We start from the raw sequence: 26,897 nt of genomic DNA, 5'->3' as shown, positions 1-26,897 counted from the left end.
ATTACTAAGGAATCGCCCGTGAACCCTTGATGATTTTTTCTTAATAGTCGATGAAAAGCTTGAAAAAGCCAAGAAAAATGAAATCTTGCTAAAAGCATCCACAGATAAAAATCTAAAAGCACTCAAAGAAGCTGTGATTCGAGCCACCCTCTTGGCAGGAAATTACGCAGCCAGGCTACAAGAGCGCAACCTTAAAGTCGACATCCAAAATTCAGATGAAAGCATAACACTCAGCTCAACCTACAGAGATGGTAGCCATCAAACTTTCACTCTTGGTAAAACTTCGAGAGAGAATCTCTTCGGGATAACTGTCGAAGACATCGACAACAACGGGGACATTGTCATATCACTAGATGACTCTCACAACTATAGTTCAGAGAGCTGGGGAGATGGAATTTACGAAAAACAATTAAGAAAATTCATCGAAGACTTTATCTCCTACGCAGAGAGGCATGGTGGGTTTTAATCACAGGGACATCTCAAGCCCTTCAAAAGGTATACAAAAGGCGGGTTAAAGCCCGCCCTTTAGTCAAAATCTACAACGGGCTATCTACATCACAGCAATTCGATTCGAAAAAAACTCAACCCTACATCACAGCAATGACATACCCACCATGGAGGCCCTCCAGCCATGTCATTGCAGTGCCCTCGCTGTAATTCCCCCAAGATCGCATCCCTGCATCCTGCCATGAAGATCGGCGCCCTGGTCGGCACCGTCGGTGGCGCAGCACGTGGTGCATCCGCCGCTCTTGCTGGCGGGCAAGCCGGCGCAGCAGTAGGCGCCATCGCCGGCCCGTTGGGCATTACCCTCGGCTCACTGTCCGGCGCCATTCTCGGCGGCCTGGCCGGCGGCGTCGGCGGTTGTGCGCTCGGCGCCCAGCTCGGCGACCAGTTAGATCGCCACGTGCTCGCCAACAACCTCTGCCTGATCTGCGGGCATCGCTTCAACCTGCCGACCTGATCGGCTTCGTTCTTCGCTCCCCTTCTCCTTCATCCCTTCCGCCGGTGCTGCGCTTCGCGCAGCGCTTTATGCCGGCAATTGCTCACAGGAAACTCACTATGGCTCATCTCATCGAACATATGGCCTATGTCGGCGAAGCCCCCTGGCATGGCCTGGGCAGCCGTCTCTCTCCGAAACAACCGCTGGAAGTCTGGCAGCGTGAGGCCGGCATGGACTGGCAGATCCAGGAAAGCCCGGTCCACTTCAAAGCCGACGCGGTCGGCCACCTGGGCAGCATCCACTCCTTCCCCGAGCAGAAGGTGCTCTACCGTTCCGACACCAAGGCACCGCTCTCGGTGGTCTCCCAGCGCTACCAGGTGGTGCAGCCGCGGGAGGTGCTGGAGTTCTACCGCGACCTCACCCAGGTCTCCGGCTACGAACTGGAAACCGCCGGCGTGCTCAAGGGCGGTCGCAAGTTCTGGGCGCTGGCGCGCACCGGACAGAACACCTCGCTGAAGGGCAACGATCTGGTCAACGGCTACCTGCTGCTGGCCACCTCCTGCGACGGCACCCTGGCCACCACGGCAACGCCGACCACCGTGCGGGTGGTGTGTAACAACACCCTGACCATTGCCGTCGATGGTGCCACCCGGGCAATCAAGGTGCCACACAGCACGCGCTTCGATGCCCAAGCGGTGAAAAAGCAACTGGGTATCGCCGTCTCGCAATGGGACGAGTTCATGTATCGCATGCGCCATCTGGCCGAGCGCAAGGTGCAGTGGCACGAGGCGATGGACTACTTCATGCAGGTGCTCTGCGATGCCCAGCCTAACAACCCGTTGCCGGATGCCTTGCCGAATGAGCGCGCGCTGCGGCGGGTGCAAAGCCTGTACGAAGGCCGCGGCCGCGGTTCGCAGTTGGAGGCCGCCAACGGCACCGCCTGGGGCCTGCTCAATGCCGTCACCGAGTACGTCGACCACGAGCGCCGTGCGCGCAGCAATGAGTACCGCATGGACTCGGCCTGGTTCGGCCAAGGGGCGGTGATCAAGCAACGCGCCCTGGAGGCGGCCCTGCAGTTGGTGGCCTGACAGCAGTTCTCTCCTCTCGTTATCTCTCTTTGTCCAAGCGGTTCTGCGACGACAGCAATGGCTCGCAGGTACCACTGCGTTGGGCGTTCTCTTCCACCCGCCGGGGTTCCGCTCCTGTGGAGTGAGCTCCGGTGTTTCATTGGAGACCTCTCTCATGGGCTGGCTCTTCTCATCCCGTACCCGGTCAGAACTCATCCAAGATCTGATCCGCCCCGAAGACACGGCACGGGCCAGTGTTCGTGTGCTTGTGCATACCTTGCGCGGCAACGTGCTGTGGTCGGTCACCGAAATCAAGGCGAAAGCCGAAGGCGTTCACTCAGACCTCGCTCCCTGCGAGTCCATGCGCTACATCCGCTGTGATCTGTTGCAACGCAGTGGCGGTGAGTGGGGGTACAAAGCCATGGATGAGTCCATGGCGCCGTACTACTACAGCTGCCCGCTGCGCTATCTCGATATGGCCAAGGAGCTCTCGCCCAGTTGGCGCGAGAAGGTTCGTGCCTATCACGCACGGCGACGTCAGTCGGCGACTGCTACAGCCGTTGCTGTAGCCCGGTAAGTGGGAGTGATCGCAGCGCCGCCTGAATGCGCATCTCCCATTGATGGCCTGACGGCCGCCCATTCCCTCACTCGATGCCCGACCGGCTCTGCCGGCCGGGCATTTTTATGTCCGGAGAAAAATCCTCATGACTCATGCCCATTCCACGCCCAACAGGACACGGCAGCGCCCTGCCCTGCGCCTGGTCGGTACTAAGGATCTGTCCCGCGATGACTGGCTGGCCGTGCGCAAGCACGGGATCGGCAGCTCGGACGCCGCGGCTGCGGTCGGCCTCAACCCCTACAAGTCGCAGCTGGAGCTGTGGCTGGAAAAGACCGGCCGCGATGCTGGCCTGCCTAAGAGCGATCCGAGCGACGAGGAAAGCCCGACCTACTGGGGCAACATCCTCGAGCCCATCGTCGCCAACCACTACGCCCGGCGTACCGGCAATCGTGTACGGCGGATCAATGCCGTGCTGCAGCATCCGGATCCGAAACTGGACTGGATGCTGGCCAACATCGATCGCGAGGTGATCGGCGCCAGCGACGTGCAGATCCTTGAGTGCAAGACCGCCGGCATCAATGGCACGCGCCTGTGGAAGGAAGGGGTGCCGGTGTACGTGCAGTTGCAGGTGATGCACCAGTTGGCGGTCACCGGCAAGCAGGCGGCTGACGTGGCCGTGCTGCTCGGTGGCCAGCACCTGGAGATCCATCGCATCGAGCGCGACGACGAGCTCATTACTCGGTTGATCGAGCTGGAACGCGACTTCTGGGGCTACGTGCAACGCGATACGCCACCGCCGGCGGATGGTTCCGACTCGGCGGAGCAGGCCCTGCGCTGCCTGTACCCGGAGGACCAGGGTCACACCCTGGACCTCACCCAGAACCCGCTGCTGTCGGCTGCCTTCGATGAACTGCAGACGGTACGCGCCAGCCTGGAGATTCAGGGCAAGCGCGAAGCCGAGCTGAAACAGCAACTGCAGCAGGCCATGGGCGATGCCAGTCGGGCGCTATTCGCCAACGGCACGGTGTCCTGGCGCAAGGCCAAAGACAGCGTGGTGCTCGATGTGCCGCGGCTGCTCAAGGAAAAGCCCTATCTGCTGGTGCGCTATCCCACCACCAAGGTCGGCAGCCGGCGCTTCCTGATCACCTGATTTCGCTTCCCCCCCTTGACCATTCCGGCGTCTCCCCTGCGCCGGGGTGGTCCTTTTTATTCATCCACTGGAGAACCACCATGCTCAAAGGCTTGGCCATTACCCCGCCGGTGCTCGGGCGGATTTCCATCGGCAAGGTCGTCGAGAAGAACGGCAAGCGCCTGCCGGAGAAGGACGATCAATTCACCCTCACCTCGCAGGTCCAGCTGCGCGATGGCTGGTTGGCCCATCCCCTGGACGAGGAACTGCGCAAAGCACAGGGCGGCAAGATCCGCAGCATTCCGATACGCCTGCTATTCAACGCGCCGGAGCTGAACTTCCGCGCCGAGTACTGCCTGTTTGATCGGCAGTCTGGGCGACCGCTGTGTGTCGGCAACGGCGAGACCTGCAAGCGCCGGGGCCAGGACGGCATCGCCTCGCTACCCTGCCCGTCGCCAGATGGCTGTCCGTTGGCCAAGGGCGGCGCCTGCAAGCCCTACGGTCGCCTCAACGTCGCCATCGGCGATGAGGATCCGCTAGGCAGCTTCGTATTCCGCACCACCGGCTTCAACAGCATCCGCACCCTGGCGGCCCGGCTGCAGTACCTGCAGGCGATCTCGGGCAACCGCCTGGCGTGCCTGCCGCTGGAGCTACGCCTACGAGGGAAGTCCACCCGACAGAGCCACGGTTCGCCGATCTTCTACGTCGACATCACGGTACGCAGTGGCCTGTCGATGGAGGAAGCATTGCTGCAGGCCCGGGAGCTCGATGAGGCGCGCCAGGCCTCCGGCTTCGACCAGGTGGCGCTGGATGCCACCGCAAGGCTGGGATTTGCCAATGGTGCCTTCGAGGACAGTGACGAGGAAACCGGAGCCATCGCCGAGGAGTTTTTCCCGGAGCCGGCCCGCGAGTCGCCACCTTCGGCCGCTCCTGTAGCGGAACCACCCGCCACGCCGAAACCCACCCTGTCGACGCTGCTGAAAGCCCGTGCCGAAGCCCGGGCCCAACACGCCGCGGACTGATGTCCGCGGCATCACCCATCACTCAATCTACGAGGAGGATCGCACCATGAACCTGGTGCGCTTCATTGGTTTGCTGTTCGTGTTTATCGGTGTGCTGGTCAGTTGTGCAGTGGCTGTTGCGCTGCTGGTGCTCATGCTGCGCTTTTGGCCGCTGGCGCTAGTCATCGTGCTGGCGCTGGTCCTCTTCCACCGACTCCTCCAACGGATCGGGCTCCGCATTTCCCTCTAGTCCCGTGACGGCATAAGCAGGAGCCGTCGGGGCTCCTACTCGCCGACTCTCATCTCAACTTTCCGCCTAACAGGAGCACTCACCATGATCACACGGTGCCTGATCTGTAATTCTTCCGTGGTGTTGTCCAAGGACGCCGCCAAGGCGCTGGCCAGACTGATGGGCACGCTGGACGGTTTCTTGCGCGGCATCCAGCAGTCACCTGCCCGGCAGCAGCCTATAACCTCGGACCTACATTGCGAAAGCCCGCTGGAACGCGCGTTCAACCTGATGCTCGATGGTATATGCGGCGCGGCGGCAAACTGGAACAGCACTGGCGATTTCATTCGCGATGTGCGCCGCTTCCAGTTCATGGAGTACGACTGCCTCTGCCTCCGTTGCGGGGCGAAGTACAACGAAGAGCCCATACCACGCCGCTAACTCAATTCTGCTGGCTGAAGTGGCCCCCTCACCCGCGACTAAGTCGCTCACTTAACCGTTCGACCATCTCTACGACCAACTGACGGTCGCTCTCCTCCAGGGCATTCAGCAATCCGCTGATCCGAGTGGCCTGGTCATCCGGGCGCAAGCTGGCCTCGCTCAGCAGTTCCATCGCGTTGCAATTGAAGATCGTCGCGAACTCGAACAGCCGAGCAATGTTGGGCATGACAATTCCTCGCTCGATGCGAGATACCGCCTCATTCCCCACACCCAGGACTTCCGCCACTTCATCCTGCGTCATCCCACAGCGCATGCGCTGCTTAGCAATCGCCCGCCCTACCGCTTCAGCCAGTGCTTTCTGATCCGTACCAGACATGATGCCTCTCCCATTCAACCTGAATGGTTGGGCACCGCCTCATTGACATGAAGAACACCACAGGTCGAAAATCACCTCAAAAGGTTGATTTTCGACTTTATTGGTGATCTTTCTTCACTCGATACAGGGATCGTCCCCATGCACAAGCAACTGCTCCTGGCTTCTCTCCTTGGCTGGCTGGCCACCAGCACCGCTTTTGCCGGCACCTACGAATGGACTTCCAGCTACACCCAAGGCGTCGAAGAACACCTGGTCGACGACGGCAACGGCAACCAATTGGACATCACCTGCCCAGACGATGACGAAAGCCCGGTTTCCGCCTACGCCACTATCGCCGGCAAGCAGTACTCCTCCGAAAACGATGGCTTCGACGTCATCGTCGACGGCACCACCTTCAGCAACCCCTTCTACACCGACTGCGAAGCCTGCAGCTCCAGCTTCCCGGGCTTCTGGGCCGCACTGCGCAAGGCCCGCACCCTGCAACTCAGCGCTGGCGGCCAGACGGTGAAACTCCCAACCCAGAACCTTCCCCAGGTTCTCCAACCCCTGACCAGCAAGAAGAACCTCTGTCGCTCTGCTTGGTAGGCAGAACGACGCAAGTTGTCGCGTCGCAGTTAAACAATAAGAAAGATCTTCATCAAACCGAACCAATCACTCCACCTACTGCGCAGCCAAGTTTGGCTGCGCAGTCACCACCCAACTTTTTATTTTCGAAAAGAGGTCTCCGCAAAACAAAAAATAAAAAACAAATCGCCAAATACTGTTTAGGGATAAAGCACTCATGACTCCAAAATATCGCAAGACACTGCTCGCTCTGGCGATTTCCGCCAGCGCCCTGCCCCTCGCCGCCCACGCCCTGACGTTGACCAACAGCGGCCTGGACAGCGAAGGCAACACCTACACCGACAGCACCGAAGTCACCGGTGCCTTCACTGGCAGCGACCAGCCCATCCGCTTCTACAGTGACACCTTCAACCACGACCTGGTGCTCAACGCCCAGGTGCAAGCCACGGGTGATGACCTCAACGGCGTCGACCTGTCCTACGCCGGCGACGATGACACGCCCTCGCCCATCGGCGCACCCACCGAGGTGTTCGGCAACCTGCAGAACAAGGGCAACATCACGGTGAACGGCGCCGGCGTCACCGGCCTGCTGATCGACCCTGCTGTTATCCACGGCAACTTGGTCAATGAAGGCACCCTGCAGGTGGCTGGCGGCGTCCTCGAGGGCGATGGAATCCGCGGCCTCAAGTTCGCCGGTCAATCCGAGCTGCTGGGCGACCTGGTCAACGCTGCCAGCGGCAAGATCCTTGCCGATGGCCAAGAGGCCACGGGCATCCAGCTCAAGGGCGGCACCATCGGCGGCAAGCTGATCAACGATGGCCTGATCCAGGTCAGCGGTACCGAATCGACGGGCGTTCTCGCCACCTATGACGACGACATGGGTAGCCCGGATCGAGTGGACCTCGGCGGGATCGAGAACCATGGCAGCATCGTGGCCCACGGCGACGATGCAACCGCGCTGCGTCTCGACGGCGTGAGCTTTGCCAGTGCGCCAGTGCAGGTGCTCAACACCGGCACCATCCAGGCTGACGATGCCGCCATCGAAGTGGGCGCCTTCGACATCGACGGCGCGAATGCCGGTAACACGCTGGTCATCCAGAACAGCGGCAACCTAATTTCCCAGGACGAAGCCATCGATGCCTCCCAGGCCAGTGGCGGCGTACACCTGGTGTGGAATGCCGGCAGCATCACCGGTAACTTGATCGACCTGTCCAACATCGAAGTGAACGGCGACGTGACCTTCAGCGGCACCGACGCCAGCACCGATGGCGCGAACATCCGCCTGAAGGACGCCGGTTGGCTGGATGTTGGCAGCGATGCCGGCAACATACCGGCGCATCTGGAATTCGCTCAGCCGCACACCACGATTCAGGGCAACCTGGATGTGGCGGGCAACTCCTCGCTGGGGCTCAACCTGAGCACGGCCACGGATCCGAGCAAGGCCGTGGTCGCGGTATCCGGTACCGCGGAGTTCGCCAAGGGCTCGCAGATCCAGCTGGCGGCCCAGGGCAGCGACTTCAAGGCCCAGGGCACGACCTACACCTTGGTCCAAGCCGGCACCCTGCAGGATGACGGCGTCAGCGTGACCAGCCGTTCGGCCCTGCTGAACGTCGACACCGTCAGCAGTGGCGACAACCAGATCCTGGCCAAGGTCAGCACCAAGGGCCAGGACGAAGTCGGTGAGGTGATCGGCCAGGTTGGCGGTTCGGCCAACGCCCAACGTGCGGGTGCTGCCTTCAGCCAGGTGGTGACCGCGCTGGCGCAGAGCAATCCCAACGACCCGGTGTTCCAGGCCTATGTGAATGCCTCGCAGGATCCGGCAGCGCTGAAGAAGCTGACGGAACAGTTGGCACCCGAGGTGAACGGTGGCGCAACCCAAGCGGCCACCAGTGGGCAAACGCTGATGAGCAACGTCACCGGCAATCGCACCAGCAGCCTGCGCGGTGCATCTTCGGGCGATGTGCTGCAGCACACTGGTATCTGGGCCCAGGCGCTGTACAGCGATGCCAACCAGGACCTGCGTGATGGCGTGGCCGGCTTCAACGCCTACAGCCGCGGCATCGCCATCGGCGCCGATGGCAAGCTCACCGACCAGTTGACCCTGGGCGTGGCCTACAGCTTCCTGCACACCAGCGTGAACAGCGACACCGGCAACACCACCGATGTGGATAGCAATGCCCTCACCCTGTACAGCGGCTTCGAACAGGGTAACTACTTCGTCGACGCCAACCTGAGCTATGGGCTCAACGACAATGAGAGCAAGCGTCGCATCGCCGGCACCACGGCCAAGGGCGATTATGACAGCCAGGTGCTGGGCGCCAACGTGGTGGGTGGCTACACCTATCACCTGAACCAGCAGTTCCTGGTCGAACCGCGACTGGCTGCACGTTACGCCCGCGTCGATATCGATGGCTACCACGAGAAGGGTTCGTCAGCGGCGCTCAAGGTGGATAGCCAACGCTACGAGGTGGCGGAACTGGGTGCTGGTGTGCGTGTGGCCGGCGACTTCCTGGTCGGCAATGGCCACCTGCAGCCGCAGGCCAAGCTGATGGCCTACCATGACTTTGCCGCGGACGAAGCCCAGAGCACCTCGACCTTCACGCTGGGTGGCACGCCCTTCGTGAGCCAAGGTGCCAAGGCGGTGCGCAACAGCTACGAAGCGGGTGTCGGTGCGGATTACCATCTGGGAGCGGTCACCGTCGGGGTCAGCTATGACTATACCGGCAAGACCGACTTCAATGCCGACACCTTCACCGCCAAGGTTCGTTACGACTTCTGATGAGCCACCACCTTTTCGGCCCACGCACGTGGGCCGGTTTTCTTCGAGTCCTGATGGCGCTGCTGGTCGGCGCCCTCCTCGTCGGCTGCCAGTCGCCCCGCGAAGCGCTGCAGCAATTGGCGGATGAGCATGGGCGACACCTGGAAATCCTGTCGGAGCAACTGTTCCCGCTAGTTATGCTGGCACCGCCGGACGCCACGAAAGCCACGCGCCTGCGCGTCTACCTGGAAGGCGATGGACATGCCTGGGCCACGGCGACACAGCCCAGCCTGGATCCGAGTCCGCACAATCTGCTGGTGGCACGTTTGGCCGTGGATGATCCGTCGCCGAATGCCTACCTGGCACGGCCTTGCCAGTTCGTCATGGCACCAGCTTGTGAGCCCACCCTCTGGACCAATCGGCGTTTTTCGCAGGAGGTGGTTACCCGTCTCAGCCAGGCTCTGGACCAGATGAAGCAGCAGTATGACAATCGAGAGTTCGAGCTGGTGGGGTATTCCGGTGGTGCAGCACTGGCGTTACTGCTGGCGGCGCAGCGGGATGACGTCACCTTGGTGCAGACACTGGCCGGCAACCTCAGCCCACGGCTTTGGGCACAAATGAAAGGGCTCTCGCCCCTCCGCGGCTCGCTGGATCCGTTGGACTATAGGGATCGGCTAGCGTCGATACCGCAGCGGCATTTAGTCGGACAGCAAGACACTGTTATTCCCAGTCGCTTGGTGGACCGTTACCAGCGGGCCATCGGCTCCCCCTCCCATATCGAGTGCATCCAGATACCGGGGGCAAGCCACAATGCTGGCTGGGAGATAGCATGGAGGCATTGGATAGAGCCCCCTCACTCCGGCACTGCAACCTTCGCCTTGTGTTCAGCCAATACTCAGATCAAGTGAGGCGACATGATTTGTCGCGACCTGCTGGCAATCTGGCGCCATCCAACAGCCACTGGATGACAGCCATGCCAATCCCCCCACTCCCTTCACCCTCACCTGCGCATATTGCTCTTGGAAAAGGACCATTTTGCCCCGAAGCGATGTGCTGGTACTAGGTTCTGTACGAAAAGTCCGAGCGAGTAAAATCGGCGCCATGACAGGCTGGAGGCCCGCATGGCAAAGCGCTACGAACTCCCGGATGCAGCTTGGGAGCTGATCGCCGATCTGGTTTCCCCCGAGCAGAAGATGGGGCGACCTCGCAGTGATGACCGACTGATGCTCAATGGCATCTTCTGGATCCTGTGCTCAGGTGCCGCCTGGCGAGACCTGCCGGAGCGGTTCGGCCCTTGGTCGACGGTGTATCAGCGCTTTCGTGACTGGCGTGACGACGGCACATTCGACCAAGCCCTTGAGCGCTTGCACATTCGTCTGAATCAGGAAGGGCTGATCGATCTGGATACCTGGATGATCGACTCCACAGCGGTGCGAGCAACCCGAGCCTCTTCTGGCGCCGGGAAAAAAGGGGCCAAAAGAGCCGGTAGACCATGCGCTGGGGCGTAGCCGAGGTGGCCTGACCACCAAGATCCACATGGTCTGCGATGCCAACGGCGTGCCTCTGCGCTTTCTGCTGTCGCCGGGTCAGACCAGCGACATCTCGAATGCCCAAGCACTCCTAGATCAGGTCCGCATCCCCGGCAAGCAAGGCCGGCCTCGCAAGCGCTGCCGCTGGTTGCTGGCAGACAAGGGCTACGATGCCAAGCACTTGCGTCAGTACTGCGACCGCTACCGGATGCAACCTGTGATTCCGCTGCGAACCATGAAGCGCAAGCCGAAGCCAGGACTACCGAGGCTGTTTGACCGTCCCAAATACCGACACGGATGTTCGGCTGGCTGAAGGAGAGCCGGAGAATCGGCACTCGCTACGACAAGCTGGCAAGAAGCTTTGCCGCCATGGTCACGCTGGCTTGCACACTACGGTGTCTGCGGCAGTACTTTTCGTACAGAACCTAGTCTCAGAATTATAGAGCAATACAATAAGGATTGGACTCATTGATGCTACAGGCCTTCAGTAGTTTCTGTGGAGCATATCGAGCAACTACTCTCCAGGCCAAGTCCCCTCCCGCTTCTGCAAATCCGTACAGACCTCTAGATTCAGCGTAACGAACTCTTCCCATTTATACTGCTGGGCATAGTGCATCTCGTATTGTCGATCTACTCTGCAGATATCGGGACGTTCTTTATAGATGCCACAGCCTTTAGTGCTCGTATTATAGTGTCGACACGTACCGTCGCCACGATCAAGAAAGCGAGTTTCCGTTGCCAGATATACATTCTGGCAACACAGGCCGCATCTAGTGCAGGGAAATACATTGGATGACATTGGAGGCGATGAATCTGTCACAGATGACAACAAGGAATAAAAGCGCCCGTGCGTGAGCACGGGCTAACTCTTCAGGCAGACACCGGATCAAGAGTAGCTTTCTGGTCGCTGGCGACAGCAGTGACATCTTGAATACGCTTCTCGGTCGAAAGCACCAGGTTACCGTCTTGATCGAGAATCGGAGTGTCAATCATTGACTTAAGTAATTGTGCGAATTTTACTGAGCGGAACACCACACCTTTGCTTTCTTCGGAATAGCTATGGAAATCCGGACCATCACTCTCAATGACTTTCTTCATCTCAGCCACGGTACGACGCAGTTGCGAACTAATCTTTGAGAAGGTGGTATTGGCCAAAACAGTTACTTTCTCGATGGCTTTTAACTTATTCGCCATGAGTTCGGCCTGGTCGCGAATGGTGCGGGCTTGCTCCATATTGCTACGGGCCTTATTAAGGGCTTCCTCACCCTTGTTACCCAGCACGTGACCGAAAATAGCCAGAGCCGGACCAGCGACAATCCCACCCAGAACCATCATGCCTCCAGCCATACCGTAGCCGCCAGCAGCTAGGGAACCACCGCCCAGCCAGGCAAGGGTAGCGTTGGTAGCGGCCACTCCACCTAGCGAGGAAATCGCCGTGCCGGTACTAGCGGTAGCCAGCAGCATGGTGCCGTTGTAAGCACCGAATGCTAGCGCCGCTCCGCCACCGAGGCCGGCGCCCAATCCTAGTCCCGCGTCTTGGAGAGCCTTATAGTCCTGACGAAGGCCGGCTAGTGCTTTGCTCGAGAAATCGCCCGCAGTCAGTTTGTCCAGTTCCGGACTCTGGCCAAGGTCGACGTTCTTCAAACGCTCGAAAGCTTCAATGAACTCAGCGACTACACCAGTAAAAGCACGCAGTTTACGCTGACCATAGTCTTCGAGGACGTTATTCGTCGACTTGCGCTGAACTTCAACCTTCTGATTAGCCGACTCTACCATTGATCGAGCGTCGCTATTGATGTCCTTAGCGTTACTTTGGTCAATGGCGCCACTGACACCCTTGGCTGCGCCGTACAAGCCAGCGGCAACGGCTGCCGCACCAATGATTAGGGGAAGAGGCATGCTCTGTTCCTTATTCGAGGATAATGGAAATGGTTTTGCTAATTTCCTGGTTTAGCGTTTCAGCGCGCTCCAAGAGATCATCGAAGATGAAGTCTTCCAACTGGTGATGGCGCTGATACTCCTTGAGCAGCGCCCATTCAACATTAGAGATGTGGCCATCACGTAAGGCGACCAGTAGCAGTTCGTACAGAATCACCTTAGGCGTGGCTGGCAACTCGAATACCTTGCCCTTGAGCAACTCCATGAGCACTGTGGAAGCGGCTTGCGCACGGATCTCCGGCTTTTCTACCTTGATCACCGGATAACTCTTGAGGACCTCGACCAAGCGATCATGCACTTCCGAAGACGATGAAAATCCAAAGGTTTGCCAGCCCGTAATGCCCGCCGACACCTCCATATCAGCAATCAGCTCGCGCTCCTGCTCGCCTTCACGAATGGACATCGCATCGAGGTCGGTACTGGAAGTGAACTCATCAGAAGTCTTCCCGTCCCACAACAAAGGCTTGTCAGATAGAGCGAGGAGTTTGGCCAACTGCACGAGATGTTTTTTGTCCACATCGGACAATAATTTAATCAACATGAAAGGGGTGAACTCCTTTTTCCCAGATTGATCGTTGGATGGTTTTGTTGATTACAAAATTAGGGGGCTGCCGGAACTCATAAAATCATCGAACTCGGCTTGTGTCTGAAACTGTAATTGCTTACCCAGCAAGGTCGCATACTGGTTGACCCTGGCAGCCAAGACATCCACACAACTATCGGAACAACTGGCGACGCTCAGCAGTTGCTGGGTCTCCTGTTGCAGTTGCGGAATCTCACGGCGAATGAAGTCATCTAATTGAGCCTGCTCCAAGGCGATACGCTCACGAGCAGCCTCCTCAATGAAGCGAACTCGAGCCAGTTGCTCGCGGGAGAGCTCTACTCCACGAGCAGCATCCAGGGCACTTTGGTAGAACATTGACGAGAGGGTATACCCGATCATTCCGCCGATGGCCGCACCGACAAAAGGAACGGGAATAGCCAACTGCCCCAGAGCAGCCATCATGCCACTGGAGAGCATCCCAGCTCCCTTCTCACCCACTTCACTCAGCAGTTGAGCCTCACTGATTTCGCCAGTGACATACCGCTTAACGGAGCCTCCGAGTGAGATGCAAATGTTGATCACTAGAGTTGGAGCGCTGGTATTGGCCAATTGGCGGACAAAAGCATTGCCCGATTGCTGCATGCCTCCCTTGAGGGCTGAGCCGGCGAACGCAGTGGCATAGCCGAAGGCACCTGCTTTTGCAGTGTCGACGCTTATATCCTTGAGGATCTCGGCAAGGTCCTTCTCGCCTTGCGCCGCCGCCAAGCAGTTCTGCAGTAAGGAAATGCTGCCGCCAATAACGGCACCGAAACGTGCGCCCTCGACGCCCGCTCGGTGGGCTGTACGGCCGATATCCTGCAGAGTTGCAAGCCCAGGGTGTTCGCGATAGTAGATCGCATCTTCGGTACTCAAGCCACTATCACTGACCTTGTCTGCCAGATTTTCATAGTTATCCGCCTCTGCATTCAACTTGGCAGCGGCTTCGCTGTTGCCATTAGCTTCAGCCTTGGCCGCATTAGCGCGGCGCTGCTGGGCCTGTTTGCGGCAGTAGTCAGAGGCCGACTCGGGCTGGAAATCCGCAGATGTAGCACGTTGCTCAATCTTCTCAGCCTCCAGCCGCATACGCCTTGCCTGATCAGTCTTGCTGGGGTCCTTTGCGGCCTGCTCCGCACGCTCCCTTAACCTCTTCGCCTCGTCCTGAAAATAGGTCCTATCACCTTCGAACTGCTCGGACGGCAGTTCTAATCGGATATCCCGGTAACGGGCAAATTTGCCATCTTCGCGAGCAATGTCGTCAAGCAGTTGGTTGCGGTTGCCGACGAACTTCATCTGCGATTGCGAACCCTCGATGATCTGCCCGTCGAGCAACTGCACGCGGTCAACGACGTTGTGGTTCTTGCCAAACTGAGGCAGGTCATCAGTACGCGAGGTGCGCACTTTGGAACCACTGATGATCGCCTCAGCATTGTCGCGGCTGGTAGTGGCGACTTCGGCACTGAAGCCCGCCTGCTGCTTGATGTTTTGGACCGCATAGCGCGGGTCATCGTTGACCTTGTGCTTAGCAATGTCCGCCAACCCCTTGGCAAACCGCTGGCCGGTTTCGTTATCTACACCGGTATAGCCCTTGATGTATTCAGCATTGGCGCTGCCAAAACGCTGCACAGTTTCGTGCGAGGACACCGCCGTAGCGGTGCGGGCGATATCCCGAACAATCTCGTCGCGCCCATCATCATGCGGGCTGAAATCATGGTCAGTTTCATGGGGACTCATAGAGCCTCCTGGCAGGCGTCTGAAGAAGTGGCATTAGGCTGCGAATACAACTTGGCCATGCTGTTGAGCCTGGCCTTGATGATCTGAGTCCAACTATCGGGCTCATGGAGACGGACGTTTTCACCCAACCCGAATAGCCACCATAGGGTTTCTTGATCGTCCGGCACCTGCGCACGCAAACGTTGCCAATCGCTGCCAGGAAGCGGCTCTAAGTTTTGCTTGGGGCTGAGAGGGGTTTCTCGAAGTAGCCAAGCGACCTGTGGAGTTACATCGGCAATTAAGAGTTGCGGCCCAACCGGTCCCGGGTTGTTGAAGCCGCCACTGCGGATGTAGTCATCAACGTCGAAACCTGGTTGATCATGCGCCGGGGCATCAAGACAGTAGGCTTGTTCGATGCGATGCAGCGCGAACTGCCTGGCATCGGCATAGCCGTCGACGATGCCGATCAAATAGCTAACGGAATGTCGGGAAACCATGCCGACGGGATGGAGACACAGAGTCTTGTACTCACCTTTACTGCGGCTAAGGTAGAGGATCTTCAGTTGCCGCCGCTCCAGCAGGGCAGCGGCAACCTGCGCCCAGATAAGCGGGTCTACTTCCGCTGGCTGCAGCGCCTTGCCGTTGGGGAGGGCGCGCACATTTTTAACCCAGTGCGCCAGATTGTTACGCTCCAAACCGAAAATCTGTCGTTGGGCGAGGTCAAAATGTGGCGCCAGTAAGCCAAGTACACTGGGCGGTAATAGCTTGCGCAAATGGCTGCCAGCCAAGACGAAGGCCAACGCCGTCGGCGTGTCCAGGGCAGGGAAGTCGAATTGGGGGGTGTCCTTGGAAAAACTCCAGCGGTACGGCCGCTGGCTTTCGTCACATTGCAGCGGAAAGTCCAGCGAGAGCCGGCCAACTAGGTCCCGCTGCAAGCTACGCATATCGATGTCAAAACATTCAGCCTTGAGCTTATCCAACAAATCAGTAGTGGAAATGCTCTTCGGGGCACGCGGGATCAGCCTTAGCATGGCCAAATGCCTGAATAGCCGATCTTTGGGAGCAGACATGGAATCATCCTTAATGGTTTGCTGACGTCACTTAACCGGCGCGAAGGCAATTTGATGGCTTTTTAACATTTCCTTCAGCCCCCCGCCAAGGCTAATGGCCATTATTCATGCTGGCGCAGCGCCGTTCCCTGATCGATTGCGATGCCTCTCACGGTCCAACTCCTTACGTAACTCGTCGATAGCCTGGCTACGCTTCACCAACACCGCTCCGACCACCAGCCCTACAGCAAAGCAAATCAATTCCTTCACGAAATACTCCTCAAGGTTGAATGGACCGTTGGGTGCGATTATTTCGGTACCCTGCGACAATCTGTGTCGCGTGCGCTGTAATGCTGTAAATCTCGGGGTGGTGACACTAACGGCCCCATCCGTGATGGCGTATCGCAGCCCCACTCTGCCGCGCTCTCCACACCTCCCCCTCCCTCGGCAGTTGAAGCAATTTGACCTTTCGTTGCAACTGCTCGACATGGAAGCGCTCTGCTCTCAAGGCAGACTGTAATTCCATCATCTCCGCGACCAGCCCTGCACGATCACACCGCTCAACCTCCAACTGGTAACGCAGTTGCCCTTCTCGCTCCTGCAGGGTCTCGTACCGTAGCCAGAACGACACAACAAACCTAGCGCCAGCCAACGAGGTGGCAAGCGTGAAAGCTGCTAGGGAAACTCTGAAGAAGACTTCCCGAATCTGGTGAAATGCGCCGTTCCTGTAGCCCGAGTTTCCCGATGAAGCAGATGACCTTCGCCGACGCCGAGTACGCTGGCAAGCGCAAGCAGACCCGCAAGGAGTTGTTCCTGATCGAGATGGGTCAGGTGGTGCCGTGGCAGGGTTTGATCGCCCTGATCGAGCCGCATTACCCGAAGGGCGAAGGCGGTCGTCCGGCCTATCCGCTGATGGCGATGCTGCGCGTGCATCTGATGCAGAACTGGTTCGGCTACAGCGATCCGGCAATGGAGGACGCGCTGTACGAGACGACCATCCTGCGCCAGTTCGCTGGCCTGAGCTTGGAACGTATTCCCGACGAAACCACCATTCTCAACTTCCGGCGCCTGCTGGAGAAACACGAGCTGGCGGCTGGAATTCTGGCGGTGATCAATGGCTACCTGGGCGACCGGGGCCTGTCGCTGCGCCAGGGCACTATCGTCGATGCGACGCTGATCCATGCGCCCAGTTCGACCAAGAACCAGGACGGCAAGCGCGACCCGGAAATGCATCAAACCAAGAAGGGCAACCCGTACTACTTTGGCGCGAAAGCGCACATTGGTGCCGACGAGGATTCCGGTCTGGTACACAGCGTGGTGGTCACGGCGGCGAATGTCGCGGACGTCACTCAGGTCGACAAACTGCTTCACGGCGAGGAAAACGTGGTGTGCGCCGATGCTGGCTATACCGGAGTCGAAAAGCGCCCTGAACATGACGGTCGCCAAGTCATCTGGCAGATCGCGGCTCGGCGCAGCACCTACAAGAAACATGGCAAGCGCAGTGTCTTGTACAACGCGATCCGCAAGATCGAGAAAGCCAAGGCCCAGGTGCGGGCGAAGGTCGAGCATCCGTTCCGTGTGATCAAGCGGCAGTTCGGCTACACCAAAGTGCGCTTCTGCGGATTGGCTAAGAATGCCGCACAAATGGTGACGCTGTTTGCCCTGTCGAATCTGTGGATGGCTCGTCGACATTTGCTGGCCGACGCAGGAGAGGTGCGCCTGTAAAGCGGAAGATGACTGCCGCGGCGTGCTCGCGGCGGCTAAAAACACAGAGATGAGCGGCTGATCTGATCGCTTTTGACCGATGGGGCGCTTTCAAAATCGGTAGGCGCTGAAGACGGTCAGAAATTCATGACTACTTCAGACCATCCACAGGAATCCAGCGGATGGGTCAGTTCATCCCTGAAACCAGCAAAGCAGCAGATATCCCTGACTTGTCATTCAAGGGAGTGAGGATGCTCCCTTGTTCGGTAGCTCCGACCAAGACGACCAATGCGAAATGCTCTGCCCCCCACAGGCTTCACACGCAATGACTGACCATCCTCGATCAGGTAGTGGCAGGCGCTGATGACGTTCTGCTTACCCGTACCGTCTTTCCCCTTGAACATCCCTACCCCACACCGTTCCTTGTACCGCGCCTTGTCATGGTTGCAGCTATGGAAGTCCCCCCAACCCTCGGTGATCTTCTTCCATAGCCCACCGATGGCCTCAGCCTTGGCGTAGTCACTGCGCACCTCCCGGCCATCGAAGAAGAACGCCGCATGGATGTGGTAGCCCATGTCCTCCCCCTGCTCCACTGCGCAGATGTAGCCCGTCTCGTGTTGGAAGACCGGATCGTACTCCCTCGCCCGGACGAGCTTATCCAGATCCTCGAATACGTTCTCTACCGTCAAGCGATTACGTGCTGCCTCCCGGTAGTACAGGTCCACCCTGACCACCACAGTACGTGAGCAGCTATCCATCACCCGCTCCAAGCGATTGACCTGACGGCTCAACTGCGCGGCTAGTGTGCGCAGTTGGTCAGGCGTCAGTTGATCGAGATTGGGCGAGGCAGTCATGCCGTCGATGGGGTCAGAACAAGCTCTCGACGACGAGATATCGAAGGGCTAATAGCCGATCTCAAAGCATCATGATCGCCCCGTTGGCACCAACACGTTGCCAAGGCAGACCCAACACCAGTGCTCGAAGCTGCTCAGTGTCGAGTTCAAGTTCCGAGCCGCGATGAGTTCCCGGCCAGTGGAATTTTCCCTGGTTGAGCCGGCGTGCCGCCAACCAGATGCCAACACCGTCATGCACCAGCACCTTCATCCGGTTGGCTCGGCGGTTGGCGAACAGATACGCGCAGTGCGGCTTCGCCGCACCGAATACGGCGACCACGCGGGCCAGTGCTGTGTCCGTGCCGGCGCGCATATCCATCGGCTCGGTGGCTAGCCAGATGGCGTCGATGCGGATCACTGCAACAGCTCACGCATGAACCGGGCACAGCCTTCGGCATCTGCTGCCGGCCAGTACACGGTCAAGGTCGTGCGACGATGCGGAATCTCGATACGGATCTCCGACCGCGCGGGATCAGAGCATGACTGGTGGATAACGCCATGCTCCGTATTGCCTTCTGCTTCGCTTAACAGCATCGGCATCCCGAACTCCTGATTACGCGGCTAAATGGCTGGCCTATCGGTTTCCCCTGTCAACGCTTCACCCTGCACCTCACGATGCAACATGCATGACTCGGGGTCTGGTTGATTCGCCATTTCTTACCAGTATCGAACTTTCATCGACTATCCTCCGCCAGCTTTAACTGGCGCACTAAGCGTCTGGTTAAACCATGTTGACGACGGGATTGGGTCGGAGGGGTCGTCATGGCCGACTTTTTCATCCGTGTCGTAATTCCTGAATGCTTACCCGATCAGCAGTTTGAGCCCTGACATCAGAAGAATCCCTCCAAGTATCTTCTGCACCGCATTTGTCGGTAGGAACTTGATTCCGAGGTGGGAACCTATTAACGCTCCCAAGAGTGCAATCATCGCTAACCCCCAGACGTTCTCGGGGAGTTGACTGGTGCTGCCCCAATGTCCTGCCAGAGCAGCTAGAGAGTTGAGAAGAATGAACGGAGCAGAAATTGCCGCTGCCGTTTTCACCCTAGCCCATCTGCAATAGATCAGCAGGGGCGTAATCAGAATGCCACCTCCCACTCCGGTTAATCCAGATAGAACCCCTATTATGCTACCAACGAGTAAGGCCACCGCAACTCTGGGTGGCTTTATGTTTTCCTCATTAGGCTTTTTTAGAAAGAAGGGTATTCCGGCGACCAGTAAGAGCGATCCTAGTAGCCGGTCAAACCAAAGCACTGGCAGAGTCAGAGCACCGCCTACCAGTGCCATGGGCACCGCTGCTAAAGCAAAGGGCCAAAGTAACTTCCAATCCACCCGGACTGAGCGTATGAAGCGCCAAGTAACCAGTACAGAAACCAATGTGTTTAGAACTAATGCAGTTGGTCTAATGCTTTCCGGGGCAAACTCAAGCAGCGCCATGACTGCTATATAACCTGAAGCCCCCGCCTGGCCGACGCTGGCGTAGAGCAATGCGATCAAAAGGAAGGATGCATAAACCATAGAGGAACGCGACTAGCCTTAGGAAGCTGAAATTGTGGGTCGACGAGGCGGAGCAATTTCAAATCTTCAAAAACGTCCCATGGTTACAGAGCTTGCCATCGATGCGGTAGCAAATTCGTCACCTCATGCGCTTTTTGGGTCGGCAGACGATTCAACACGTCTTTAAGATAAGCATAGGGATCATGCCCGTTTAGTCGTGCCGATTGGATCAAACTCATGATCGCCGCTGCCCGTTTTCCGCTGCGTAACGAACCCGCGAACAGCCAGTTCGAGCGTCCAAGAGCCCACGGTCGGACTTGATTGTCGGGTAGTCAGACGCGGTTACCCGCGTCCAACCCCCTAAGAACCGTGCATGCGAGTTTCCCAGCACACGGCTCAAGCCTCTGCTAAGGCACCTTCAGGCACCCGGTTATACATCATCGGCATTGGCAAATTGTCCTACCCTTGGGCAGCGCAGGTGGTAGATCTCAAGATTAGTTGCCGCGTCTGTCCCACCATGACTCAGCTTCACAACATGGCGGCTATGCCACGGTGTGTCTTTGGTGACCGGTCTGAGGCAATCGCAACACCGGCCACCTTGCTGTAACCATACCCGGTATTGCCTCGACTTAGAAGAAGCAGTTACTTTACGCTTGCTTTTTATAACAATAAATATCCAAATCGCATTAGCACATAACCCCGGAATTAAGCACGAATCCCCGGCCCAGAGCCGTTCGCCAATGGGCGGGCCGCGATCAGCCCCGGCCCTTTCAGCAACCGCCATTGCAAGGAGGTGCCAGATGTCCGGTCGCTCTCCCGCCGATGCCACGCAACGGCACTTCAACCCCGACCATTACCTGGAGACGCCAAGCGGGCGCGTGTATACCGCCGAACGCAACGCGGCGGCCTGGAAACTCGCCCTCGCCGACCTCGACCAGGCCCTGGCGGCGGCCGACGCGGGCAGCACCCTGTACCTGGTCGTAGGCCTGCAGGGCGCCGGCAAGAGCAGTTGGATAGCCCGCCAGGCCGCCGCGCTTGGCCAGCGCGCCTACTTCTTCGACGCCGCCCTGCCCCGCGCCCTGCACCGCCAACCGCTGCTGCAGCTGGCCGCCCACCGCGGCGTCTCCGCCGTGGCCGTGTGGCTGGACACCCCGCTGGCGGTGGCGCTGGAACGCAATCAGGCGCGCGCGGACGACCAGCGGGTGCCGGAAGCGGCGCTCCTCAGCGTCCACCAGCAGTTCGAGGCGCCCAGCCTGGCCGAGGGTTTCAGTGCGCTGCGGCGGATCGCCGGCGCGCCGAACAAGGCCTGCCCAGTGCTGCTCCGTGGCGGGCCGCGCCTGGAACTGCTGGCCTTCCGTCATCCGCTGGCCGGGCTGCAACTGGTCAAGGGCGGCATCGAGCCCGGCGAGGAGCCGGCCCAGGCCGCCCTGCGCGAATTGGCCGAGGAGGCCGGAATCGACGACGGGCGCTGGCGCGAGGACCTGGGCACCTGGGATTCCGGGTTCGCCGGGCAGGTCTGGTCGTTCCAGCTGTGCCAGGTCGACCACGCCCTGCCGGCCAGTTAGACGCACCACACCGCCGACGACGGCGGGCATGACTTCGCCTTCTTCTGGCATCCGCTGGACACCCCGCCGGGCGCCAACTGGCACCCGTTGTTCCAGGGCGCCCTGGCGTGGTTGCGCGCGCGGCTTCAGCCCGCCGGCTGACGCTACTCGCCCGTCACCAGGCTCCAGGTGGACGGCGCGGACGCCGGGGCCAGGCCGAGCCCGCGTACGCCGGGCAACGCTCAGCTCTTGATGTCGAACTCCGGGTCGAGCGGAATCTGCATCGCGGTCACCAGGTGGTTGGTCTGCGCCGCCAGCCCGATCACCGCCAGCAACTCGCCATGCTGGGCGTCGCTCATGCCCTTGGCGCGCGCGGCGGCGGTGTGCGAATGCACGCAGTACTGGCAGCCGTTGGCCGTCGACACGGCGATGTAGATCAGCTCGCGCACCAGCGGGTCGAGCGCGCCCGGCGCCACCATCACCGCCTTGAGCTGCTCCCACCCCCGTTTCAGGTTGGCCGGATCGTTGGCCAGGCCGCGCCAGAAGTTGTTGACGAACTCCGACTTGCGGGTCGCGCGGATATCCTCGAACACCGCCTTCACATCCGGGTGCGCCTGCACCTCGGCATCGCTCCACAATTTCACTGTCGCCATCTTCGATTCCTTCGCCTGTGTTAGTGAACGGCCGCGTACATGATCTTCGCCTCGGTGGCCTCGGCTGGCGAGAACTCCTCGACCACCCGCCCCTGGCGGAACACCAGGATACGATCGGAGAGGTTCATGATCTCCGGCAGGTACGAGGAAATCACCACCACCGCCAGGCCGGCGTCGGCCAGTTGATGGATGAGCTGGTGGATTTCGGCGATGGCGCCGACGTCCACGCCGCGCGTGGGTTCGTCGAAGATGACCAGGCGCGGCGCCTGCACCAGCCCCTTGCCGATCACCACCTTCTGCTGGTTGCCGCCGGACAGCTCGACCACCCGCGCGTTGTCGTTGATCGCGCGAATGTTCAGGCGCTCGACCCATTCGGCCGCCAGCGCCCGCATCTGCGCCGCGCTGAGCACCGCCGAGGTCTCCCGGTCGGCGGCCAGCAGGCCGGAGAACAGGTTCTCGGCGATCGACATGGTTTCGAAGAAGCCTTCGCTCTTGCGGTCCTCGGTGATGTAGACGATCCCCGCCTTCACCGCCTCGCGCGGCACGTAGTAGCGCACCGGCCGGTCATCCAGCTCGATGCTGCCGCCACGCAGGAAATCGCGCTTGTAGATGCCCACGACCACCTTGAAGGTTTCCGTGCGCCCTGAGCCGATCAGGCCGAAGACCCCGGTGATCTGCCCGGCGAAGATCGAGAAGGAGTTGTTGCGCACGCTGGCGCCCATCGACACGCCCTGCACCGAGAGAATCTTGCTGCCGGCCGGGCGCAGGCGTTCGGGCTGGCGCTCGCGGTAGAGCGCCGCCGACAGGGTGCGGCCGACCATGGCCGCGACTATCGCCTGCCGGTCGAACTCGCCGGCCGGGCCGCTCGCCACCAGCTCGCCGTCGCGCAGGATGGTGATGCGGTCACACAGCTCCAGGGCTTCCTCCAGCGCGTGGCTGATGAAGACGATGCTCACGCCGCGCGCCTTCAGGCGCCGCACGAGGGCGAAGAAATGCCGCTTCTCCTCCGGCGTCAGCGTCGCCGTGGGCTCGTCGAAGATGATCACCTCGGCGTTGTGGTGCACCGCCCTGGCGATCTCGACCATCTGCCGCTTGGCCGCGCCGAGGGTCTCGACCATCGCCGCCGGGTCCACGCTGAAGTTCAGCGACTGCAGGAACTGCTGGGCAGAAATGTAGGTGCCGCGCAGGCGGTTGAAGAACTTCTCCGAGCCCAGGTAGAGGTTCTGCGCCACGGTCATCGACGGCACCAGGCTGGTTTCCTGGAAGACCATGGCGATGCCCGCCTCCAGCGCCTCGTAGGGCGAGCCGAAGCGCACCTCGCGGCCCTTGTGCAGGAGCGTCCCGGCGCTGGGCTCGACCACCCCGGCGATCATCTTGGTCAGCGTCGACTTGCCCGCGCCGTTCTCCCCGAGCAAGGCGTGGATCTCGCCGCGCCCCAGGCGGAAATCCACGTTCTTCACCGCCGGCACGCCGCGGTATTCCTTGGTGACGCCGCGCAGTTCGACTATCGCGTCGGTCTGGTTCATCCGTGCACCTCCAAGGCGCTGGCACGGCGGCTCGGCGAAGACAGCGGCCCCGCGTCGATGATGCAATCGCCGCCACGGCTGGCGACCAGCAGCCGCCCGGCGTGCTCGACGGCGCTGCAGATGCCGTGGCGCTGGCCGTCGGCCCGGCTGTGCAGGCTGGCGGTGGGCCGCAGCGCTGCGTCCAGGCGCACCAGCAGGCCGTAGGAACGGCTGGGCGCCCAGGGCTTGTGCACGCCCATGGTCTTGATGCCGCCGCACTGCAGCGGTTCGAGGAAGCTGCGTCCGGAGGACAGCGCCGGGGCGATCCAGAACGCGCGCGGCACCTGCGCCAGCATGTCCAGGCGGTAGTGCTGTTCCCGCAGCACGAACTCGATCAGCCGGTTGCGCGGCGCGAACAACGCCAGCCAGGCCCCGCCGTCCTGCGCCGGCGCCAGCCGCGCCGGATAGCCCGGCAGCTTGTCGGCGATGACCCGCCGCCCGCTGGCGTCCAGGCGCACCAGGCGATGCCGCCAGCTCTCGGTGAAGACGATGCCGCCCTCGCCCACCGGCAGCAGCCCGTAGGGAAAGGCCAGGTCGCCTGCGACCTGCGCGAAGCGCGCGGCCCCCGGCGGGCGCTTCCACAGCGAACCCGATGAACCGTGCAGCATCAGGTCGTTGGCCCAGTCGGCCGGCGAACGCTCGGCGGCACCATTGGCCAGCCACAGCTCGCCATTCGCGGCGAAGGCCAGCGCGGTGATGCAGCGCACCCCCGCCGGCAACGGCTGCTCCTCGCCGTCGATGAGCAGCGTGCCGTTGTCGAGGGCGATCGCCAGCGCCCCGTCCGGGGCCACCGCCAGGGCCGTGACAGCGGCGGGGAAGCTCGCCAGCGGCTCGGCGCCGCCGGCGTCCAGCCGGTACAGCGCGTTGCCGCTGCTGGCCAGCAGCTCGCCGCCGCGCACCACCAGGTTGTCGGCGTCGGCGAGCCGGGCGAGCAACGGGGCGTCGTCCAGCGCGGTGTTCGGCCGGAAGGCCCCGTCCAGCGGTGGAATGGTCACCGCCTTGCTGCGGAACAGGTCGAGAATCGGGTCGAGGATCATGCTTTCTCCCCCCAGTACGAACGCACCCCGGTCCAGGTCGGGTCCGCGCCGTCGAGGCGGTAGCGACCGATGCGGTTGTTGAGGATGCCGCCGACGTACAGGTAGCCCTTGTGCTCGCGCATCGAGGTGACCATCGGGTGCGACAGGCCGCTCAGGTCGCCCAGGGTCTCGACGATGGCGCCGCTTTCGTCGAACTTCACCACCCCGCCGGTGTTGATGTTGGGGAACAGCCATTCGTCCTGCGGCAGCCGCCGGGTCATGCGCTTGCGCATGCCGGGGTGGCGCAGCGACAGGTCGAAGCTCGGCGTGCGCATGCCCAGCCAGGCCATCCAGTAGCCGCCGTCGGAAGCCCGGTTGATGTTGTCGGGGTAGCCCGGCATGTCCTTGATCACGCATTCGGCGGTGCCCGCCCTGGGCCCTTCCAGCCAGTAGCGATGCACCCGGCAGGCCCAGCTTTCGGCGAAGAACAGCGACTTGCCGTCGTGGGCCAGGCACACGCCGTTGGTGTAGCGATAGCCATCGAGCAGCGCGCGCGTCGAGCCATCCCTGGGGTCGTACACCAGCAGGCGCCCGGTCGGGCGGTTCTCGATGGAATCCAGCGCCCAGTCGTGGGCGTCGTAGCGCTTGGTGGAATCGGTGAAGTAGATGCGGCCGTCGGGGGCGATATCGCAGTCGTTGGGGTCGCGCAGGCGCGCGTCGTCGACGATGGAGGTCCAGGAACGCGCCGTCTCGGCGGAGAGCTTGCGCACTTCGCGCGACGGCGAGATCGCGTACATGCCCATGGCGCCCACGCAGGAAATCAGGTTGTCGTCGCGGTCGAAGGCCAGCCCCAGCGGGAAGCCGCCGACGTGGGCAAAGACTTCCGAGCGGCGGTAGTCCGGGGCGAAGAAGCGCACGATCTCGCCGTGGCGGGTGCCGCAGTAGAGGTTGTCGTCGCGGTCGAGGATGACGTCTTCCGGCCCTTCCAGTTCGCCCAGGCCGATGTACTCGGTGCGCGACAGCCGATCGTCCAGCTCGTAGGCCGTGCCGGAGCCCGGCTCGGCCGACAGCGTCCGGCCCAGCTTCAGGTACACCGGGGCGACGTAGACTTCGTCGAGCACCTTGTGGCGGTTCTTCAGCCAGCGGATGTCCACGGTTACCGCCACCGCCAGCATCACCCCAAGCACCAGCTGCGTTGTGCCGGTGCCGTAGCCCAGGCGGATCAGGCCGTTGGTCATCACCAGCACGATGACCGCGCCCATCAGGCCCTTGACCACCGAACCGCGCCCGCCGCCGAGGCTGTTACCGCCGACCACCGCGGCGGTGAGCGCGAGGATTTCCAGGTTGAGCCCGGTGCCCGGGCCGACGCCGCTCAGGCGGCAGGCGATGAGGAAGCCGGCCAGCGCCGCGCAGCAGCCGCAGAACACATAGGTGAAGAACACCGTGCGACGCACGCGGATGCCGGCGTTGTGCGCCGAGCGCCGCGAGCCGCCGACCGCCTGCACGTGCCAGCCGGGGCGCGAGCGGGTCAGCGCGAGGTGGGTGACCACGGCGATGGCGATGGCCGCCAGCACCGCGACCGACAGGCCGAACAGGGTGCCGTCGCCAATGAAGTCCCACACGTCAGAGGAAACCGCAGAGGTCTGCACCCTGGCCGCGTAGTTCACCACCAGGATGTCGTAGAGGGCCCGGCCGATGATGAAGGTTACCAGCGTGGTGATGAAGGCACGCAGGCGCAGGAAGCCGATGAGGTAGCCATTGATCGCGCCATAGAGCGCGCCCGTGGCAATGGACGCGAGCAGCGCCACCCACACCGGGAGGTCGAAGATGAACAGCGCCGACACCGCGGAAAACGCCGACAGCGCGAAGATCGAGCCCACCGACAGGTCGATGCCGCCGCCGAGCATCACCACCGTGAGCCCGGTCACCACCAGCGAGAACTCGCCGAGCTGGCGCGTCGATTCCTGCAGCGAGGTGAGGTTGAAGAAGCCGGCGATGGCGGAGCCGAATATCGCGATGGTCGCCACCAGCACGGAAAAGGGAATGGCGTTGTCGGTCCAGCGCTTGGTCAGCAGCTCGCCGATCAGGTGGTCGGGAATGCGGTTGTAGCGCCAGGCCTGGATACGTTCGCGTAACGACATGGGGAGTTCCGGAA

26 protein-coding genes and 4 pseudogenes are annotated in these 26,897 nt (G+C 60.8%); 15 read left to right on the top strand and 15 right to left on the bottom strand.

The features are described from left to right. The first annotated feature begins 85 nt into the window (after window positions 1-85). From PM1_RS04730 to PM1_RS04695, 8 genes are all read left to right on the top strand, one after another. Window positions 86-466: a hypothetical protein gene (locus PM1_RS04730; RefSeq protein ID WP_124082832.1), complete on the top strand. Its 381-nt coding sequence runs from the start codon at window positions 86-88 to the stop codon at window positions 464-466. Between the two features lie 222 nt (window positions 467-688). Next, window positions 689-961, top strand: a complete 273-nt coding sequence (locus tag PM1_RS04725; protein WP_003150493.1) for a hypothetical protein — start codon at window positions 689-691, stop codon at window positions 959-961. A 98-nt stretch (window positions 962-1,059) separates the two neighbouring features. Next, window positions 1,060-2,028: a DUF932 domain-containing protein gene (locus tag PM1_RS04720; protein WP_009615956.1), complete on the top strand. Its 969-nt coding sequence runs from the start codon at window positions 1,060-1,062 to the stop codon at window positions 2,026-2,028. A 154-nt stretch (window positions 2,029-2,182) separates the two neighbouring features. Then, entirely contained in the window at window positions 2,183-2,584 is a 402-nt protein-coding gene (locus PM1_RS04715) for a hypothetical protein (protein WP_009615954.1), read from the top strand. Window positions 2,585-2,711: 127 nt separating this feature from the next. Then, window positions 2,712-3,716, top strand: a complete 1,005-nt coding sequence (locus tag PM1_RS04710; protein ID WP_009615952.1) for a YqaJ viral recombinase family nuclease — start codon at window positions 2,712-2,714, stop codon at window positions 3,714-3,716. 80 nt (window positions 3,717-3,796) lie between these two features. Then, window positions 3,797-4,717, top strand: a complete 921-nt coding sequence (locus PM1_RS04705) for a recombination directionality factor (protein ID WP_009615950.1) — start codon at window positions 3,797-3,799, stop codon at window positions 4,715-4,717. 46 nt (window positions 4,718-4,763) lie between these two features. Continuing rightward, window positions 4,764-4,946: a hypothetical protein gene (locus tag PM1_RS04700; RefSeq protein ID WP_009615948.1), complete on the top strand. Its 183-nt coding sequence runs from the start codon at window positions 4,764-4,766 to the stop codon at window positions 4,944-4,946. A gap of 84 nt (window positions 4,947-5,030) precedes the next feature. Next, window positions 5,031-5,366 carry a hypothetical protein gene (locus PM1_RS04695; protein WP_009615946.1) on the top strand — a complete coding sequence of 112 codons (336 nt, stop codon included), beginning with the start codon at window positions 5,031-5,033 and terminating at the stop codon, window positions 5,364-5,366. 28 nt (window positions 5,367-5,394) lie between these two features. Here the strand turns inward: PM1_RS04695 and PM1_RS04690 are convergent, their stop codons facing one another. Further along, entirely contained in the window at window positions 5,395-5,742 is a 348-nt protein-coding gene (locus tag PM1_RS04690; protein WP_024128457.1) for a helix-turn-helix domain-containing protein, read from the bottom strand. 138 nt (window positions 5,743-5,880) lie between these two features. Here PM1_RS04690 and PM1_RS04685 point away from each other — a divergent pair, with 138 nt between their 5' ends. From PM1_RS04685 to PM1_RS04670, 4 genes and pseudogenes are all read left to right on the top strand, one after another. Further along, a complete protein-coding gene (locus tag PM1_RS04685; protein ID WP_009615942.1) occupies window positions 5,881-6,327 on the top strand; it encodes a hypothetical protein in 447 nt (148 codons plus the stop codon). A gap of 196 nt (window positions 6,328-6,523) precedes the next feature. Continuing rightward, window positions 6,524-9,085: an autotransporter family protein gene (locus PM1_RS04680; protein WP_009615940.1), complete on the top strand. Its 2,562-nt coding sequence runs from the start codon at window positions 6,524-6,526 to the stop codon at window positions 9,083-9,085. Continuing rightward, a complete protein-coding gene (locus tag PM1_RS04675) occupies window positions 9,085-9,972 on the top strand; it encodes an alpha/beta hydrolase (protein ID WP_009615938.1) in 888 nt (295 codons plus the stop codon). Before PM1_RS04680 ends, PM1_RS04675 begins: the two co-directional genes overlap by 1 nt. A gap of 213 nt (window positions 9,973-10,185) precedes the next feature. After that, window positions 10,186-11,022 (top strand): annotated as a pseudogene (locus PM1_RS04670) (IS5 family transposase). Window positions 11,023-11,107: 85 nt separating this feature from the next. On the opposite strand, the gene PM1_RS04665 reads toward PM1_RS04670, so the two are convergent. From PM1_RS04665 to PM1_RS04645, 5 genes are all read right to left on the bottom strand, one after another. Beyond that, a complete protein-coding gene (locus PM1_RS04665) occupies window positions 11,108-11,392 on the bottom strand; it encodes a YkgJ family cysteine cluster protein (RefSeq protein ID WP_084229658.1) in 285 nt (94 codons plus the stop codon). A gap of 71 nt (window positions 11,393-11,463) precedes the next feature. Further along, window positions 11,464-12,492, bottom strand: coding sequence for a hypothetical protein (locus PM1_RS04660; protein ID WP_009615936.1), 1,029 nt, complete (start codon window positions 12,490-12,492; stop codon window positions 11,464-11,466). 10 nt (window positions 12,493-12,502) lie between these two features. Then, window positions 12,503-13,072 (bottom strand): hypothetical protein, encoded by a 570-nt coding sequence (locus tag PM1_RS04655; RefSeq protein WP_009615934.1) that lies wholly within the window; start codon window positions 13,070-13,072, stop codon window positions 12,503-12,505. Window positions 13,073-13,123: 51 nt separating this feature from the next. Continuing rightward, window positions 13,124-14,845, bottom strand: coding sequence for a hypothetical protein (locus PM1_RS04650; RefSeq protein ID WP_009615932.1), 1,722 nt, complete (start codon window positions 14,843-14,845; stop codon window positions 13,124-13,126). Beyond that, window positions 14,842-15,894 carry a helix-turn-helix transcriptional regulator gene (locus PM1_RS04645; protein WP_009615930.1) on the bottom strand — a complete coding sequence of 351 codons (1,053 nt, stop codon included), beginning with the start codon at window positions 15,892-15,894 and terminating at the stop codon, window positions 14,842-14,844. The genes PM1_RS04650 and PM1_RS04645 overlap by 4 nt, the downstream gene beginning before the upstream one ends. A 723-nt stretch (window positions 15,895-16,617) precedes the next feature. On the opposite strand from PM1_RS04645, the gene PM1_RS04640 reads away from it, so the two are divergent. Then, window positions 16,618-17,598, top strand: coding sequence for an IS5 family transposase (locus tag PM1_RS04640; RefSeq protein WP_009615927.1), 981 nt, complete (start codon window positions 16,618-16,620; stop codon window positions 17,596-17,598). Between the two features lie 212 nt (window positions 17,599-17,810). Here PM1_RS04640 and PM1_RS04635 read toward each other — a convergent pair whose 3' ends face one another. From PM1_RS04635 to PM1_RS04615, 5 genes and pseudogenes are all read right to left on the bottom strand, one after another. Beyond that, window positions 17,811-18,335, bottom strand: coding sequence for a YagK/YfjJ domain-containing protein (locus PM1_RS04635; protein ID WP_009615925.1), 525 nt, complete (start codon window positions 18,333-18,335; stop codon window positions 17,811-17,813). 157 nt (window positions 18,336-18,492) lie between these two features. Further along, window positions 18,493-18,828 (bottom strand): IS66 family insertion sequence element accessory protein TnpB, encoded by a 336-nt coding sequence (tnpB, locus tag PM1_RS04630; RefSeq protein ID WP_024128453.1) that lies wholly within the window; start codon window positions 18,826-18,828, stop codon window positions 18,493-18,495. After that, window positions 18,825-19,010: a hypothetical protein gene (locus PM1_RS04625; RefSeq protein ID WP_024128452.1), complete on the bottom strand. Its 186-nt coding sequence runs from the start codon at window positions 19,008-19,010 to the stop codon at window positions 18,825-18,827. The genes tnpB and PM1_RS04625 overlap by 4 nt, the downstream gene beginning before the upstream one ends. A gap of 261 nt (window positions 19,011-19,271) precedes the next feature. Further along, complete coding sequence (locus tag PM1_RS04620) at window positions 19,272-19,985, bottom strand: sulfite exporter TauE/SafE family protein (protein WP_009615924.1); 714 nt, start codon at window positions 19,983-19,985, stop codon at window positions 19,272-19,274. Window positions 19,986-20,068: 83 nt separating this feature from the next. After that, window positions 20,069-20,290, bottom strand: a pseudogene (locus tag PM1_RS04615) (transposase domain-containing protein); the annotation flags it as partial. A gap of 414 nt (window positions 20,291-20,704) precedes the next feature. Between PM1_RS04615 and PM1_RS04610 the strand changes: the two are divergent. Both PM1_RS04610 and PM1_RS04605 read left to right on the top strand, forming a co-directional pair. Further along, window positions 20,705-21,202, top strand: a pseudogene (locus tag PM1_RS04610) (AAA family ATPase); the annotation flags it as partial. 45 nt (window positions 21,203-21,247) lie between these two features. After that, window positions 21,248-21,670, top strand: a pseudogene (locus PM1_RS04605) (NUDIX hydrolase). Between the two features lie 80 nt (window positions 21,671-21,750). Here the strand turns inward: PM1_RS04605 and PM1_RS04600 are convergent. From PM1_RS04600 to PM1_RS04585, 4 genes are read right to left on the bottom strand one after another with little or no spacing between them, the layout of a single operon-like run. After that, a complete protein-coding gene (locus tag PM1_RS04600; protein WP_009615922.1) occupies window positions 21,751-22,161 on the bottom strand; it encodes a carboxymuconolactone decarboxylase family protein in 411 nt (136 codons plus the stop codon). A 20-nt stretch (window positions 22,162-22,181) separates the two neighbouring features. Further along, entirely contained in the window at window positions 22,182-23,687 is a 1,506-nt protein-coding gene (locus tag PM1_RS04595; RefSeq protein ID WP_009615921.1) for a sugar ABC transporter ATP-binding protein, read from the bottom strand. Further along, a complete protein-coding gene (locus PM1_RS04590; RefSeq protein WP_009615920.1) occupies window positions 23,684-24,763 on the bottom strand; it encodes an enzyme in 1,080 nt (359 codons plus the stop codon). The genes PM1_RS04595 and PM1_RS04590 overlap by 4 nt, the downstream gene beginning before the upstream one ends. Beyond that, complete coding sequence (locus tag PM1_RS04585) at window positions 24,760-26,883, bottom strand: ABC transporter permease (protein ID WP_009615919.1); 2,124 nt, start codon at window positions 26,881-26,883, stop codon at window positions 24,760-24,762. Before PM1_RS04585 ends, PM1_RS04590 begins: the two co-directional genes overlap by 4 nt. Window positions 26,884-26,897: the final 14 nt, after the last annotated feature.

The sequence above is a fragment of the Pseudomonas sp. M1 genome (assembly GCF_022760135.1).
Taxonomy (GTDB): Bacteria; Pseudomonadota; Gammaproteobacteria; order Pseudomonadales; family Pseudomonadaceae; genus Pseudomonas; species Pseudomonas citronellolis.
Note: the sequence above shows the minus strand (reverse complement) of the source record. Positions and strands in the feature narration are given on the sequence as shown.